11 protein-coding genes and 1 pseudogene are annotated in these 16740 nt (G+C 45.5%); all 12 read left to right on the top strand.

From position 1 onward, the window contains the following. Positions 1-533: 533 nt before the first annotated feature. Positions 534-721, top strand: a pseudogene (locus PQG83_RS10895) (integrase core domain-containing protein); the annotation flags it as partial. Positions 722-846: 125 nt separating this feature from the next. Beyond that, positions 847-2181 (top strand): right-handed parallel beta-helix repeat-containing protein, encoded by a 1335-nt coding sequence (locus tag PQG83_RS10890; RefSeq protein ID WP_312740794.1) that lies wholly within the window; start codon positions 847-849, stop codon positions 2179-2181. 580 nt (positions 2182-2761) lie between these two features. Continuing rightward, on the top strand, positions 2762-3766 hold the full coding sequence (locus PQG83_RS10885) for a glycosyltransferase family 4 protein (RefSeq protein WP_312740791.1): 1005 nt from the start codon (positions 2762-2764) through the stop codon (positions 3764-3766). A 59-nt stretch (positions 3767-3825) separates the two neighbouring features. Further along, complete coding sequence (locus PQG83_RS10880; RefSeq protein WP_312740789.1) at positions 3826-5037, top strand: glycosyltransferase family 4 protein; 1212 nt, start codon at positions 3826-3828, stop codon at positions 5035-5037. Beyond that, on the top strand, positions 5034-6119 hold the full coding sequence (wecB, locus tag PQG83_RS10875; RefSeq protein WP_312740787.1) for a non-hydrolyzing UDP-N-acetylglucosamine 2-epimerase: 1086 nt from the start codon (positions 5034-5036) through the stop codon (positions 6117-6119). The genes PQG83_RS10880 and wecB overlap by 4 nt, the downstream gene beginning before the upstream one ends. A 623-nt stretch (positions 6120-6742) precedes the next feature. Further along, the gene (locus PQG83_RS10870) at positions 6743-7453 is read left to right on the top strand and encodes a class I SAM-dependent methyltransferase (RefSeq protein ID WP_312740786.1); all 711 of its coding nucleotides are present in this window, start codon (positions 6743-6745) and stop codon (positions 7451-7453) included. Positions 7454-7605: 152 nt separating this feature from the next. Then, positions 7606-8763, top strand: a complete 1158-nt coding sequence (locus tag PQG83_RS10865; RefSeq protein ID WP_312740784.1) for a DegT/DnrJ/EryC1/StrS family aminotransferase — start codon at positions 7606-7608, stop codon at positions 8761-8763. 169 nt (positions 8764-8932) lie between these two features. Next, entirely contained in the window at positions 8933-11467 is a 2535-nt protein-coding gene (locus PQG83_RS10860) for a polysaccharide biosynthesis protein (protein WP_312740783.1), read from the top strand. A 414-nt stretch (positions 11468-11881) separates the two neighbouring features. Next, positions 11882-12598 carry a polysaccharide biosynthesis/export family protein gene (locus PQG83_RS10855; RefSeq protein WP_312740781.1) on the top strand — a complete coding sequence of 239 codons (717 nt, stop codon included), beginning with the start codon at positions 11882-11884 and terminating at the stop codon, positions 12596-12598. 426 nt (positions 12599-13024) lie between these two features. After that, entirely contained in the window at positions 13025-13870 is an 846-nt protein-coding gene (locus tag PQG83_RS10850) for a polysaccharide biosynthesis/export family protein (RefSeq protein ID WP_312740779.1), read from the top strand. A 4-nt stretch (positions 13871-13874) separates the two neighbouring features. Then, a complete protein-coding gene (locus PQG83_RS10845; RefSeq protein ID WP_312740777.1) occupies positions 13875-15353 on the top strand; it encodes a GumC family protein in 1479 nt (492 codons plus the stop codon). A 109-nt stretch (positions 15354-15462) separates the two neighbouring features. Next, complete coding sequence (locus tag PQG83_RS10840; RefSeq protein ID WP_312740776.1) at positions 15463-16734, top strand: AAA family ATPase; 1272 nt, start codon at positions 15463-15465, stop codon at positions 16732-16734. The last annotated feature ends 6 nt before the right edge of the window (positions 16735-16740 follow it).

Here is a 16740-nt window from a genome sequence, read left to right as displayed (position 1 = left end):
TTGTGAACCGCTTATCGAGGGCGGGGCCAACTCCTGTTTCCAGAGGCCTAACATCGTATCCCTGATGTCCAAATCATGGGGGACACATCCTCAATTTCATTATCCTTGCTTTGGGACGTGTCCACAGAATCCGATGAAGATCAATCACTCCTCGTCATCCCAGACATGGGTGATGTCACTGGCCCAATTCTATTTGGGGGTCGCGGCGCTGGAGCCCTACACAAACAAGGCTGGTGCGATTGGCTTTGAATGAGTTGAGTCAATTGTGACGTTTAATTTCCCTTCCTGAATTGGTTTTGTTTTCCCAGTAGGCGGATTCTTCAGGCAATGTGCTCCTCACTGCACCTAATGCCCTCCATGGTGAGTGAAGGTGGGGAGACGACTAATGAGCATGCAGAAAATCTCCATTCTGCATATGGTGTAGGAGACAAGACAAAACTCTTGGAAAGTGTGTTGAAATGGAGGAAATATCCGAAAAGAATTACGGTGGATAAAGGGATAGAATTTACCGCGAAGCGTTAGATGTCTGAGGCTTCGCGCATGGGGTTAAACTCGATTTTATTCGCCACGGGCAACCCGTGGGGAAATGCAGTGATCGAGAGTTTTAACGGTCGGTTTCGGGACAAATGTCTCAATGTCAATGTTCGTCTCTCTGTTCGATGCCCGACAAAAGATTGAAACGGGGATGAGGCGAATGGATGACAATGAGCCTCGGCCCAATGTTGATAGTAGGAATTGTAGAGTTTAATGAAAATATCATACAATATTACTTAGGTTGAAGTTCCCCAGAAGTTTGTAACTAAAGTTTTGACCGATTCTGTCGAATCTTCAAAAGGAAGAAGACAAATGATCATTAACTTTGGAGTTTGGGGGAGTCAAATGGCATATTGTAATAATCATTATCGGGTTATGAAATTTTTCCTATCCTATCTATTTGTTTTAAGTGGAATTTTTGGCATTGCAGGCATAAGCGAAGCGATTGCCAAGGAATATTTTGTGGCAGCGAGTAGTGGAAATGATAAAGGTTACGGCACCAAAGAGGCCCCATTTGTTACGCTGGAGAAGGGGGTGAGCGTCCTATCTCCGGGTGACACCCTCTATGTTCGCGGCGGCACTTACACGAGAAATCACTATTTGTGGGAGCCGCCGAATGGCAAATCATGGGAGAATGCAATCACAATTAAAGCTTATCAGAATGAAAAAGTAATCATAAAACCCTTACAGGGCTATACAGTATTTGAATTTAAGGATAACAGCGCATACATTATGATGGGAGGATTTATTGTTGAGGGTGGGCACGATGGTTTTCGAATGGGAGCGGGAAGTCATCACATCCGTATTTTCAACAGTGAAATTAAGAATAATGATCATCAAGGGATACAAGTTAGTGCTGGAACATTTCATGAATTTATAAATCTGAGCATCCATCACAATGGCTTAACTAGCCAATCATATGAAACTACTCAATCTCATGGCATTTATAATAATGGAAGCAATACGCTAACTGAAAATTGCGAAATTTTTGAAAATGGTGGATGGGGAATCCATATGTTCAGTACTTCTCATACGCCTAGTCACAATATTATGAGGAATAATAGAATCTACAATAATAATGCTTTGAAGAGCGGGGGGCCAGGAATAGGGATTTACAGAGGTACTAATAATTCAGTCATTAATAACATCATCTGGGGCAACCGAGACGGGATAGTAGTGGACTCTGGTGCATCAAACACAAAGATTTATAATAATACCGTCTATACTAATGAGCGTTATGGCATGTGGTTAGGGAATAATAGTGATGCCTCAGTAGTAAAGAACAATTTTATTTATATGCCCAACGATTCTTATGGTTTGATGATCTCGAAAGGGAGTGGTGTCTCTAATATTGAAAATAACCTTATTATCGGGAGTAAGGCTATCGCTCCTTGGGACCCAAACGCGATTCTTAAGAACAATCTGGTTGGGCATAGTTACAAGCCGGGATTTGCCGATGCCTCCAATCATGATTTCCATCTCACCAAAGAAAGTTCTGCCATAGGAAAGGGTCTTGTAATCGCCGAAGTAAAAACTGATTTTGAGGGTGTTCCAAGAGACCCTAGAGGGCCATTTGACATTGGAGCTTATGTTTTTGGTTCCTCCTTTGCGCCCCCCACTGATCTTGCAATTACTTCGTATAAGTAGGATGGAGTGGGGCCTGCTACGGGATGTAAATATTTAGAATGTGCAAAGAATAGAAATTGAAAACACCATGCCCCTCAGAATTGACTGAGGTGCTTCTGGCTTTGCAAAAGAATTTAGCGAGCGACCCCCCAATTTGCTACCGCACAACGCTTCGACACTTTTTTTATTCATGTGAACCGTATTATCTTTCGGCGACGATGTATGTGCAAAAAGATCAGGATAAGTTTTTGAAGTTCTTCGATTTTTCCGCTAATCATAGGCGGATTTTTTGCAGCACAACGCCCATTAAATCCATATTTTTGACGATCCGGCTTGGACACGTGGAGCATGTGGGCATCCCACCAGTGGCGGCTTTTCCTACATGAAGGTGGGGCAAATCCCCGAGAAACCTTGTGACGTTCAGATAATTTCAGCAGCCGGCACACGTGATGTGAGAGTTCAATTTCCCAAGGGAATTGATGCAGCTACCCTCCTAACTTGTTCGTCGCAGGATTGACCGCTCGGACACCAGATTTGACCATATCTCCATTTTTTCATAGAAAATTGGCCATTTCAGATAAATTAGAAGGTCATTATAGCTATGGGTTCTAATAATTTACGTATTCTCGCCGTGACCAATCTCTATCCTTCTCAAAACTTCCCTACTTCGGGCACATTTGTAGAGCAACAAATTAAAGGATTGAGAGAGGTTGGTATAAATGTTGACGTACTCGTTGTGGAACGTGCTGGGGGTGGGATGAAGGAATATCTTGGATTGAGGAAACGCCTTCTCACTCGATGTGAGAGTTTTTGTCCTGATATCGTTCATTCCATGTATGGAGGGGTAATGGCCAATGTCACGACTCGTGTTGTTCGGGACAGACCTACTGTTGTTTCATTTTGTGGTTCGGATCTACTTGGAGAACTTTTGTCGGGATATTTAAGGAAGATAGTTTCTGGATTCGGGGTCCGGGCCTCTTGGAGGGCAGCCAGGCGGGCCACTGGGGTCGTAGTCAAATCCAGGAATCTCTTGGATTCCTTACCCAAAGATATAAATCTATCCAAGGTTAGAATAATTCCTAATGGAATCGATCTTGTGCGCTTTAAGCCCATTGATCAAGAAAAATGTCGGAAGCAGCTTGGCTGGAATAACAATAATTTTCACGTGCTTTTTCCGACTAACCTAGGGGATCCTCGTAAGCGTTTCAATTTGGCGAAATCTGCTGTGGAAACTCTTAATAATTCATCAAGAAATTTTGCTGAAATACATCAGCTTCGCGGCGTGTCCCATGACATGGTTCCCATATGGCTCAATGCCAGTGATGTTGTGCTCCTTACTTCCCTGCATGAAGGATCCCCCAACATTATCAAGGAGGCGCTCGCTTGCAATATACCTGTTGTTTCGGTGGATGTAGGTGATGTCAAAGAGCGTATACATAAAATTGAAGGGTGTTATATTGGGTTGCCAGATCCTGGTGACCTGGCGGAGAAACTGCATTTGGTCAAAGCTGGCAATAAAAGAGTATCAGGACGAAATTGCATGGAGGAGCTGTCCCTGGAGAAGGTTGCAATTCGTCTAAGGAATCTCTACGAAGAGCTCTTATAAGATTTATTGAAACAGGAGCGTTATATTATTATGCAGCATTCTGCTGGAATGAATGTATTGTGCATTTAATCATACTAACCCAATACTTCCCACCTGAAGTTGGAGCACCACAGGCGCGACTTTCAGAGTTATGTCGCCATTTTGTCCAGCACGGTCATTCTGTCACGGTGTTGACAGGCATGCCCAATTATCCCCAAGGAAAAATTCTGGACGGATACGGTGGAGCCATTCGACGCGAAACTTCTGAGGGGATAGATATTATACGGACTTTCATTTATCCGACACAGAAAGCTAACTTTATCCATAGGTTAACCAACTATTTTTCATTTGCCCTTTCGTCAGCTTTCTTGGGTTCCTTTGTTCTTCCTCGAGCTGATTATTTGTTTGTTGAGAGTCCGCCACTTTTTTTGGGGTTGTCCGGATTTTGGTTAAGCAGGTTGAAGCGGATGCGAATGATTTTTAATGTCTCAGACCTCTGGCCTGAATCGGCAGTGGAGTTAGGAGTATTGGATAAGAATAGTTTTGCATATCAATTAAGCGCACGATTGGAAAAGTTTTGTTATCAGCAAGCATGGCTGATAACGGGCCAATCCAAGAGTATCATGGAGGACATTCGGACCCGCTTTCCTGATCGTCCGACTTTTCATCTTTCAAATGGTGTCGATACCAACGTGTTTCATCCTGACAGAAAGACCCAAGAAGCCTCCGAAGCTATAGGCAAAGGCAAAAACTGTATAGTGTTATATGCCGGGTTGCATGGCCTGGCTCAAGGCTTGGAACAAGCACTGGCTGCGGCAGAACTGCTTCGGAAAGAGGACGATTTGAAGTTTGTGCTTATTGGCAGTGGCCCCACGAAACATTCCTTGGTTGAGCAGGCCAGACAGAATAATTTAACTAACGTTTGTTTTCTGGAATCCCGGCCGGCTCGGGAGATTCCGGCGTTGGTTGCCGCCGCTGATATTGTATTGGTTCCCCTCAAGATGTACATCACTGGAGCGGTCCCTTCCAAGTTATACGAAGCCATGGCCAGCGGACGTCCAGTGATTTTGGTTGCGGGTGGCGAAGCAGCCGAAATCGTGCGCGACCATCAAACTGGAATGGTGGTAGAGCCGGGAGATGTCGCCAGCCTGGTACAGGCCATTCGGACTTTGCTTACCCAACCCGACCTCCGTAAGACCTTAGGCGAGAATGGTCGTCGGGTGGCTGAACAATACTTTGATCGGACCACTATTGCCGCGCGTTTCATTGATCATTTGGAAATTTGCTTATGATTAAGATTTGTACCGTGGTAGGGGCCCGTCCCAATTTTATGAAAATGGCGCCGGTTATCCTCGAACTCAATCGGCGTGGGGTGCAGCAATATAGTGTGCATACGGGACAACATTATGATGCGCAAATGTCGACGGTGTTCTTTGATGAATTGGGTATGCCCAAACCGGATGCTTTTTTGGGAGTAGGATCTTGTTCGCATGCGGAACAGACAGCCCGTATCATGGTATCTTTCGAGAAACTCTGCCTGGAGCAAAAACCTACTTTGGTTGTTGTTGCCGGTGATGTTAATTCGACACTTGCCTGTGCGCTCGTTGCTGCCAAACTACACATTCCGGTGGCTCATGTGGAATCGGGCTTGCGCTCGTTTGATCGTTCCATGCCCGAGGAAATTAATAGGATCGTGACCGATCACCTTTCATCCATACTTTTTACGACGGAACCAAGTGGAAACGTTAACTTACTCAAGGAAGGGATTTCCTCAAGTCAGATTCACTTTGTTGGAAATACGATGATTGATAGTCTGATGGCCCATCTTGATAGGGCCCTGGCTGGGAAACCCTGGCAGCGATTTCATCTGGAACCCGATTCTTATGGTTTAGTTACCCTGCATCGGCCTGCCAATGTCGATGACCTTTCCACTCTTACCGAGATTAGCTTGGCTCTGCAGAAAGTTTCTTCCGATCTGCCTCTTTTGTTTCCCGTGCACCCTCGAACTCGTGACAGGCTTAAGCAAGCCTTACCTGATTGGTCTTCTATTACAATCATCGAACCATTGGGTTATTTGGATTTTTTGGCCTTAATGGCCAATGCACGGTTGGTTCTTACCGATTCAGGGGGAATCCAGGAAGAGACCACGATTTTGGGAGTGCCTTGTGTCACGATACGTCCTAATACCGAGCGACCAATTACCATAGAATCAGGAACGAATCGGCTTGCAGGAGTTACCAGGGAAGGTATTATCGGAGCTGCCAGCGATGCTCTCTCTCAAAAATCTTTACACACCGTATCACCAACGCTGTGGGACGGAAAGGCGGCCGGTCGGATTGTTGATATGATAGAAAAAGAACTGGGGGACAGCTAGGGGATCAGTTTTGACAAGTTTTTCATTCCAAATGATGATAATTTCCCAACTTATTGCGAAGCGACAGAAAGGTATTTGCTATCTCTGATTCAGGCCAGTCATTTGTGCCGTGGATGGGCTCGCTGATTTGTCCAATGAAGGATTCTCTCCCTTTGTGATATTCTGTCGGATTGAAGTCGGTGCTTCTCTATACGTGATTGGAAATGGCATGGTCTTCCTTTAAGCTTTGCAGCTCGATTTTTAGTGAGAACCTCTAGGCCATTGAATCCCTCTCGACAAACCTCTATCATCCTGCGTTTTGCAATTTTTATCCGCGAAATTCATCAAAATGGGAGGTAGACGGGGTGGTGCGGGGAGCAAGAGGACCCACCCACTTGATGAAGGGAATTTGTGCTGTGCGTCTGGTTGATCATCCTTAGGAGTTTGTAAGGTGAATATCGACGTTTAAAGAAAGAGGATAGGTTCAGGAAAAGGTGAGTGAGAAGGCTATTTGATTTGCCTGGACAGTGTCATGATGAACTTCTTAACGAACGCATTGAAATCTAGATCTATTCCCAACATTTAGATGTCCGTAAAAAATTCATTTTTAGGGTCAGTCGCGAAGTTGGGATGTCGGTGGTGCTATGGATGATCAATTCTCTGCGTCCGAAAAAGTTGAAGAAGCTCGGATTCAAGCCGCCTATGCCAAGCGGCCAGAGAATACTTATTATTCGTGGTTTAATCCAACCTATGTTTTCATGGTACAGGAACAAGAACGGCGAATGCTGGTTGCTCTGAAGCAACATGGGTTTGCTTGTTTGGAAAACATAAAAATTCTTGAAATTGGCTGTGGAAGGGGATATTGGCTTAGAGAGTTCATTAAATGGGGCGCCAAGCCCCAAAATATTACCGGGATAGATCTTCTTGCAGATCGCGTAGAAGTGGCCAGGAGGCTCTGCCCTGAAGGAGTAGAAATTGAATGTGGGAGTGCCGGGAAGCTTGGTTTTAGAGACGGGTCCTTTGATCTCGTTCTGCAGTCTACGGTTTTTTCCTCCGTACTCGATCCCTCTTTGAGGCAACAAATTGCCCTGGAAATGCTCCGCGTTATAAAGGAAAATGGTGCTATTCTTTGGTATGACTTTCATGTGAATAACCCGAGAAACCCTGATGTTCAGGGTATAAACAAACGGAAAATCAAGCAGCTGTTTTCGGGCTGTCGGATTGAACTTCGACGCATCACTCTGGCTCCCCCTCTGGCCCGGTTGCTTGCGCCCTATTCCTTGCTGGCTTGTTACCTTCTCGAACGATTTAAAGTATTCAATACTCATTATCTGGGAGTTATTCGTAAGGTATAGGCATGCCTGTAATGGAAGAGGCTGTGGATGGGGTCGAGTTTCATCAAAAATAGTGCTGAGGTTAACGATCAGAAACCCATCTCTCTTTACTTTTAAGCCAGTTGATTTCAAATTTGCCCTATTTTCTTATTCATCGATCGAGGTAGGACAGGATGAACCAATTTTTACCCTTTCATGTTCCTGATATCGGGGAGGAAGAAATTCAGTCGGTGGTCGAGACTCTTCGTTCGGGGTGGTTAACCACAGGTCCAAAGACCAAGCAGTTCGAAGCGGAGTTTGCGCAGCGGGTAGAGGCTCGACATGCTGTGGCCCTGAATTCCTGTACGGCTGCTTTGCATCTTGCCCTCGAAGCCGTTGGCGTGACCGAAGGCGACGAGGTCATTGTGCCCACCATGACCTTTGCCGCCACCGCAGAGGTGGTGCATTACCTCAAGGCGAAACCGGTCTTGGTGGACTGCCGGGCTGACACCTTGAATATGGATGTAGCCCAGATTGAAAAAGCGATCTCGCCGAGAACAAAAGCGATCATACCTGTTCATTATGCCGGTCAGCCGTGTGAAATGGATCGCATTCTGGAGATTGCCAGAGTTCATCATCTGAAGGTTATTGAGGATGCTGCCCACGCTCTTCCGACCCGTTATCGTGGAAGGATGATCGGGTCGTTGGGTGATATTACGTGCTTTTCTTTTTATTCAACCAAAACGATCACCACTGGTGAAGGGGGGATGGCCACGACTGACAATACCGAATGGGCAGAGCGCATGCGAATCTTAAGTCTGCACGGCATCTCGCGGGATGCCGTGAATCGATATACCCCTGAGGGCACCTGGTATTACGAGATTTGCTATCCCGGGTATAAGTATAATCTGACGGATATCGCGGCAGCACTAGGAATTCCCCAGCTACACAAATGCGACCACTTTGGAACAATCCGCCAGCGGTACGCCGCCCTCTATAATGAAGGTTTTAAGGGGATTCCGGAAATTACGATACCCCACGTGGCCGACGATGTGGAGCATGCCTGGCACCTCTACGTCATTCAGTTGGACCTGGAACGGTTGCGGGTCGGACGGAACGAAATGATCGATCTTCTGAAGAAACAGGGCATCGGAACCAGTGTGCATTTTATCCCCTTGCATCTTCACCCCTATTATAGGGATAATTACGGGTATCTCCCCAATGATTTCCCTGTGGCTAGTTCCGTATTTGAACGCATTATATCTCTCCCCATTTATCCTAAAATGACAGAAATCGATATCCAAAACGTCATTGAGGTGGTCGAAACGCTTATCAAAGAGCACAGGCGATAAGTAATCGAGACATTGAGACTCAGATTCTTGAAGCTATCTAGTGGATACATGGTTTGTTCCCCCCCTCCTTATGGTGGTAGCTCTCCTTTTCCATCTAATTGGAAAATGACAGAGACCGAAATTCACATTCCAGCGAAGTGGTTGCTATGTTCATTCAGGAGTATCGGTGATGACTAAGCGTGTTGTTGACACTCTTGGTGCGTTTTTAGGATTAGTGGTGTGTACCCCCCTCTTTGTCGTGCTCGCCCTCCTTATCAAAATGGATTCCCGAGGGCCTGTCTTGTTTCGACAGGTGCGCGTGGGTCGCGGATTTCGACCATTTTGTCTGTATAAGTTTCGCACGATGGCACCGGACGCCTCAAAAAAGGGAGGGGAGCTGACAATCGGCGAAGATCCTCGTGTGACCCGCATCGGACGATTTTTGCGTCAGTTGAAACTTGACGAACTCCCCCAACTGTTCAATGTCTTGATAGGGGATATGAGTCTGGTGGGTCCACGTCCTGAGGTGGCCTATTATGTCGAAAAATTCAAAGAGGACTATCACGATGTTTTGACGGTCCGACCTGGTTTAACAGATCTGGCTTCTCTGAAGTATATCGATGAACAGGGAATGCTTGGGAAGGTCGAGAAACCTGAAGATGAGTATACGAATACGATTCTGCCGGAAAAAATCCGATTAGCAAAATTATATATCGAGCATGCCTCTTTAGCTTTTGACCTTGCCGTCATTGCCCAGACGTTATTGCAACTGCTGGGCTTGCGTAGCGTCATTCTAAAGGTCACCGATCGTGACAATCATGATGAGGTGGCTTTTCTTGAAGGCTCGGCAATATTCCATTTTATCACCAAATATCGCCGACCCATTATTATTACGTTGGATCTGGCACTGATTATGATGGCCTATTATTTGGCGTTCTGGCTGAGATTTGACGGTCATATTCCGGAAGACGCCAGCCAACTTTTGCTCAAGACTTTGCCAGGGCTGCTTGTGATTCGTGGGATTGCCTTTATGATCTTTCGCCTCAATGAAGGGCTGTGGCGGTATATTAGTATCTGGGATTTAAAGAAAATTACGGGTGGGGTGTTGGCCGGAACCATTGTGTTTTATGGCCTCGTCAAATGGGGGTTTGGTCTCACAGGCTATCCCCGGTCCATTTTTATCATCGATAGTATCCTGTTGATCGGGTTTCTTTGTGGAATCCGGCTGGCTGTTCGAATCTTTCGAGAGCGAAAGATCTTGCGAAAGACGAAACGAGTTCTCATTATTGGGGCTGGCGATGCGGGGGAAAACATCGTTCGGGAAATGCAATCACATTCCACCTCCTCCTATACGCCCATTGGATTTGTGGACGATGATGTATCTAAAGTGAGCAAACGCATCCATGGCATCAAAGTTTTGGGAACACGCCAGGATCTGTCACGCATTCTTCACACGCACAAACCGGAGGAAGTGTTAGTAGCCCTTCCTGGGACGAATTCAGCCGTCCTTCGAGATATTACCGCAGTGCTGGCCCCCTTTAACGTACGCATCAAAACTCTCCCGAACTTGGGCGATATCCTTGAAGGCAAAGTCACGATCAGTCAAATCCGGGATCTTGCAATTGAAGACCTGCTTCAGCGTCCCCCCGTGGGGTTGGATCCTCAGCCAGTGCGCAATTTAATCGATGGGAAGCGGGTCTTAGTGACCGGAGCTGGCGGATCTATCGGTTCGGAACTCTGTCGGCAAATTGTCGCGCTGGCTCCCAAAGCCCTCATCCTATACGAACGACACGAGAACAGCTTATATGCGATCTCGGGGGAGCTGACCGATCAGGGTAATTCCGGTGTGGTTCATGAAGTGCTGGGAGATATTACGGATGTTCCCCGTCTCCACGAGACATTTAAGACTTACCGTCCGGAGATAATCTTCCATGCGGCAGCTCACAAGCATGTTCCGTTAATGGAGGCGAATCCGGGGGAGGCGTTCAAAAACAATATCCTGGGAACCCGTTTAGTGGCCGAAGCGGCCGCCCACTTCGGTGCCGAGCATTTTGTGTTAATTTCGACAGATAAGGCTGTGAATCCTTCCAGTGTCATGGGAGCGACCAAGCGGGTAGCGGAGTTGGTTGTCCAGGCCATGGCGAGTCAGAGTCAGACTCGATTTCTGACCGTTCGCTTTGGCAATGTCTTGGGCAGTAATGGCAGTGTCGTACCCCGCTTCCAAAAACAGATTAAGGCCGGCGGACCAGTCACGGTCACGCATCCGGAAGTGCGCCGTTACTTTATGCTGATTCCAGAAGCAGTGATCTTAGTATTGCAGGCTGCAGCCCTTGGCGAGCAAGGGGCGATTTATGTGCTGGAGATGGGTGGACAAATTAAACTGGTGGATCTCGCGCGGAACCTCATTCGACTCTCTGGGCATGTGCCGGAGAAAAATATTCCCATCCAGTTTATCGGTCTTCGCCCTGGGGAAAAACTCGAAGAAGAATTGGTGGGGGAATGTGAGCAAGCTGTGCCTTCATCTATTGATAAAATCCTCCGGATTCAATCGGCACAATCCCTTGATCCGGCATTCCTGAATAATATTCTGAGCAAGCTGGAGGACGTACAGATATTGGGTCATTCACCCTCGGTTATTGAGCTTCTTCAGCAGTTGGTGCCGACCTTCCATCGTCCTGAAATTTTGGAAATGGCAGCGATGAGTGAGGAATATCAAATTCATTGATGAGAGGCCAGTGAAAATCCCACAAGGCGGTTTCAGGCGTTGGGTGATTATGTGTTGAGCTTCTATTCTATTTGAGAACTGATTAGGTCTAAATTTGCGGTTATTCTAAATTTTCAGATTGTTTCATCCGAGAGGGAAATAAGGTTCAATCTTAATGAGTCTTGATAGAAATCAGTTTCATCAGTTATCATTTATGGTTAGGATTTAGACTAATATGGATAAATATACCTAAGGCAATAATGGTATAGAGAGGGCTCATCTTCATTTCAGGTGAAAATATATAAATGTCTGAAAAATAATGTATTTTAATGTGAACAAAGAGATTATTTTTTCAATTACTCCTCTGCCCAAAATGTTTCCTCCTGCATGTGCATGTAAGTGAACATGAGTGTATCTACAGAGGATTTGTTACCGATGAAGGAATTTAAGAGGATGAGAATTTTAATTGTTGTAGCGACATTTATTCTTCTATGTGGGTGTAATTCAGGATGGAAGGGAATGAAAACCGTTGATGCTTCAAGTTTGGAACCCAATGGTTATCCTGCTCTTTCTGGAAAAACTACGAATGTTGAACGTCCCTCTAAGGTTCAGGGGAAAGAGCATGAACAAATTAGCATTGATGATCCGCGTTATATCATTCAACCAGGCGACCAATTAAGCATAAAATTCTTTTTTAATCCAGAGTTAAACGAAGAAGACTTAGTTGTGCGGCCTGATGGACATATTTCCCTCCAATTGGTGCATGAAGTCAAGGCATCAGATCTGACGCCCGCGCAGCTCAAAGGCGTTTTGGAAAAAAAATATGTTGGGCAACTAAAAAATCCCGAGATTGCCGTCATTGTTCGTTCAATTCGAGAGCCTTATAGAATCTATGTCGATGGAGAAGTCAAGACACCGGGGGAATATGAAATGGTGGGGTCGCTAAGTGTATTGCAAGCAATTGCGCGTGCCGGGGGTATGAAGGAAGACACGGCAAAGAAAAGCGATGTAAAAGTCATACGAGAGGATCAAGATGGTCAGAGGTTTGTCATAAATGTAGATTTGGATGGGGCCCTCAATGGAGGTGATCTGAGTCAGGATATCCGACTGCTTCCGTCCGATATGGTCTATGTGCCCAGATCATTTTGGTAGGTTTGCAAGTGTAAAATTGTTTCCTGCATTTCCAGGCTCAACCCTTTTCTAGATTAATGAGTTTATTAGCATTAACAGAGATTTGTTTTGAAAAGGGATGAAAGGAATACCGTGGATATTACAAAGATTCAATTAGCTTTTCGACCTTTCTACAGACATAGTCTGATTATGGCAATCATATCGCCCGTTTCACTTGCCATCGTCCTGTTTGGGGGTATTCTCGCTCACCAGGTTTCCTCTTATGCGGACACTGAATCAGGAACCGGAGGAAATGTTTCGAACCCGGCAGATGTTGAAAAATCTGACAATCAGGTTTTTTCGATTATGAAACAACAACTCCGTTCTTATCAACAAAGCCTGGAAGAATCCGAGAAGCGTCTTCAGGATTTTCAACGGAAGCATGGAATAATTTTAATTGAAACGCAAATGAGTCATCTTCTTGAACAGCGTAAATCTTTGGACGATGCACTAAAGCAGGCCGAAAACCAAGTAAAGGGCTTTCAAGAGAAACTCGCTTGGGTGCAGGGTCAGATAAGCCAGATTCCGGAACAGATTCCTCTTTCAAGTTCGGCTTCAGAGCAAGGGATTGTTGGTGGGGCCAAGAATAATTTACTGAGCCTTCAATTAAAAGAACAGGAATTATTAAACAAATACACCGAGAATAACCCTCATGTTCAATCCATTCGAAAAGAAATGGAATTGATTAATCAGTTCATAAAGGAACAGGAATCTCAAGTGTCGCGCAGTGTCTCCACCGGCAAGAACCCGCTCTATCTTGAGATGGAAATGCAATTATTTCATACTCAAGCCGACCTCGTATCGGCTGAAGCCCAAAGTGGAGTGATTAAACAACAGATTGCTGAAGTGGATAAGGAACTGAATAGGCTGAGAAATTTGGGACCGGAACTCGATGAACTGCGGCGCCAAGTCACAGCAGATGAAAGAAATTACATAAATTACCTCACCAAAGTAGGGAAGACCCCACCGCAAGATTATCAAATTCAGGTTGGGGACCAGCTCGATATTAAATTCTTTTTTAATCCGGAACTCAATGAAACGGTTCTGGTTCGCCCTGATGGTCGTATCGCTTTGCAGTTGGTCGGTGAAATCACTGTTGTTGGACATACGGTGGAACAAATTCGAGCGATGTTAATCAAGACGTATTCCGGGCAACTCAAAAATCCTGAAGTAGCGGTCCTTCTTCGATCAACAAATGTGCCTGGAGAAGATTCCGGCACAACAGCAGCCGAAGGAAATTTTGTAGGGAAATAACATAATGGAACCTGAAGTTTATGCAGCGGATGAGGGTTTGCCTTACCCCTTGGGAAGTGTACGAGATATCCTGACCGCTCTTTTCAAGCATAAAAATAAGGTACTTACTATTTTCCTGTTGGTTTTTGGGATTATCGCAGGGTATGTCTTTACGTTGGTCCCTCTCTATGAGGCCAAAACGAGTCTGCTTTTGAAGGTTGGGAGGGAACATGTATTCCGTCCTGAAGTAGGAAAGGAAGGTCAATTTGTTAAATATAATGAGGAGGCCGCTCTTCAATCAGAAATGGAGATAATTTCTAGTAGAGACCTCATAAGAAGGGTCGTGAGTACTTTAGGTGTTGAAAAAGTCTATCCGGAATTTTTAGATCCTTCATTGGAGATTCATGACCCTTTAGAAAAGGGTGTTTCAACTTTTATGAAAAATCTATTACCCGCCCCGGTCAAGGGTTCAAGCGTGCTTGAAATATCATATTTGAATCCCCGACCTAAGGTAGCAGCTGAAGCACTCAATCTTCTTGTTGACTTATTGAAAGAGAAGCATCTTCAAGTGTTTAGCGATCCGAAGGCATCATTTTTAACCAAACAATTACATACCTACCAGGAGAAATTGGAACAGGCGGAGGCTAATCTTCAGGCTTTTAAGCATAGGCATGATCTTTCCTCCCCCCTTGTCGAACAACAACGCCGTCTTCTGGATCAGCGGGCCGCCCTGGATGGTGAATACAAGACTACCAAGAATAAGTTGCAAGGATTGGTAGGTAAAATTGCTTCACTTGATGCTCAGATGAAAACCATTTTGGAGAATATTTCTGTTTCCACGGTGGAAGAAGGGGGAAACCTGGACAAGGCCAAAGCGGAATTGTTTGATCTGAAGCGGGAAGAACAAAAACTTTTAACAAAATACACCGAAACTAGTTTTCCTGTGTTAAACCTTCGAAGAGAAATTGACCAGGTGGAACAGTTTATTCGTGCCGAACAGAAAAACGAGCGCGCCAATACCATAGCAAGTGGCAAGAAAGCGATGTACAGCGAGCTTGAAAAGGAGAGGCTGGGAGCCGTGTCTGAGTCAACGACCCTCCAGGCAAGCAGTCAGGTGATTGCTCTGCAAATCGAGGATCTTGACCAAAAAATCCAGAGGCTTGACGAATTAAATAAAGAACTGATTGTCCTGGAGCGGCAGAGAGCAGCAGATGAGCAAAATTACAATTTGTATCTTACTCGAGTAGAGGAAGCGAATGTATCGGAAGAAATGGACCGGCTCAAAATGGCCAACATCAGTGTGATCCAACGCGCTGAAGTTCCCGGGGGCCCTGCGGGACGTTCTCCAATATTGCTTGTAACTTTGGGAGCTATTTTGGGGATTTTTGCTGGAGCCGGATTTGGACTTCTCCTAGAGTACTTTCAAGGCGCCTATACTCGCCCGGAACAAGCGGCAAATGATTTAAACCTCCCCCTCCTGGCTACTTTCGGGCAAAAGCTGTAAGCAGAAAATTATCACTATGTATTTAGCGTTTTACGGTCTCAAAAAAGAACCATTTCATACTACTCCTGACCCAAATTTCCTTTATCTAAGCCCCAGCCATAAGGAAGCGATGGGGGCTATTATTTATGGAATTGAGAGAAGAAAAGGTTTTGTCGCCATTTATGGCGAGGTCGGCGTAGGAAAAACGACGATTATTCGTGCGTATCTTGAAAAGACGAGTGACCGAAAACAAAAAACAGTCTACATTCTTAATCCAGTTTTGTCATTTCATGGGCTTCTGACCGACATATTTCGAAGCCTTGACCTTGTTCCGTCTCAGGATGATTCGGCGGAGATGGTCAATCAACTTCAGGAAGCATTGATTCAGGAATACCGGTCGGACAGCACGGTGGTGCTGGTCATTGACGAAGCTCAAAATATGCCGGTTAAAACATTGGAGCAGTTACGGCTGCTCTCTAATTTGGAAACATCCACAGACAAGCTCATCCAAATTGTTTTAATCGGGCAGCCAGAATTAACAACATTACTGAATCATCCTACCTTGAAGTCTTTGAACCAGCGCATTGCCCTTCGTGCAACGATACAGCCGTTGCAGCCGAAAGAGAGCCAAGCTTATATTGAACATCGGATTGCACTGTCTTCATCCACCGGTACGCCTTTATTTACGCAAGGAGCCATGAAACTGATTATTCGCGAGGCTCAGGGCATTCCACGAAGAATTAATATTCTTTGCGATAACGCCCTGATCACTGGATATGGCAGGCAACAAAAACCCGTTTCTGTAAGCGAGGTGCGGGAAATCCTTGCTGACATGGAAGGTTCCCGTTCATCTTATCTTGTGAAGTGGGCGGTCGGTGTTGCGGTGGTCATACTTTTGGCAATTGGGGCTTTTTTATTAAGCCCGATATTCCTTCCTGGAAACGTGGGAGTATCCCAAATAGGCCTGAGCGAACGTGACAGCCAGAATGCGAGGGCGACCTCCTCTGAAAAAATGTCTCAGGAAAACATAGGTCAACTTGAAGAGCAGTCTATCCCTATGGCGTCATCTGTCTCTCAAATTGAAAGACCCATTTCTCATGCGGATGAAGGAAGAGTGGATTCCGGTATGACGAAAAAATCCGTCGAAAAGGTAATAGGAACCTCCAAGTCTGATGGTACACTCAGGGATCACAGGGAAGTACCTTCAAAGCCAAGCCAGGGTTCATCAATTACCAGGTCGGTCAAGGAAGGGGATAATCTGAGTCAAATTGCCAATGAAGCCTATGGGTCCTCAAGCCGGCAGTATGTGGAATGGCTCCGTCGGCATAACCCACAAATCAGCGATCCGGATATTATTCTTCCAGGTCAAAAAATAGTGTTACCTGAGTACGTGAAAGAGTAAGACAAC

It is taken from the genome of Candidatus Nitrospira neomarina (assembly GCF_032051675.1).
Lineage (GTDB): Bacteria > Nitrospirota > Nitrospiria > Nitrospirales > UBA8639 > Nitrospira_E > Nitrospira_E neomarina.
Note: the sequence above shows the minus strand (reverse complement) of the source record. Positions and strands in the feature narration are given on the sequence as shown.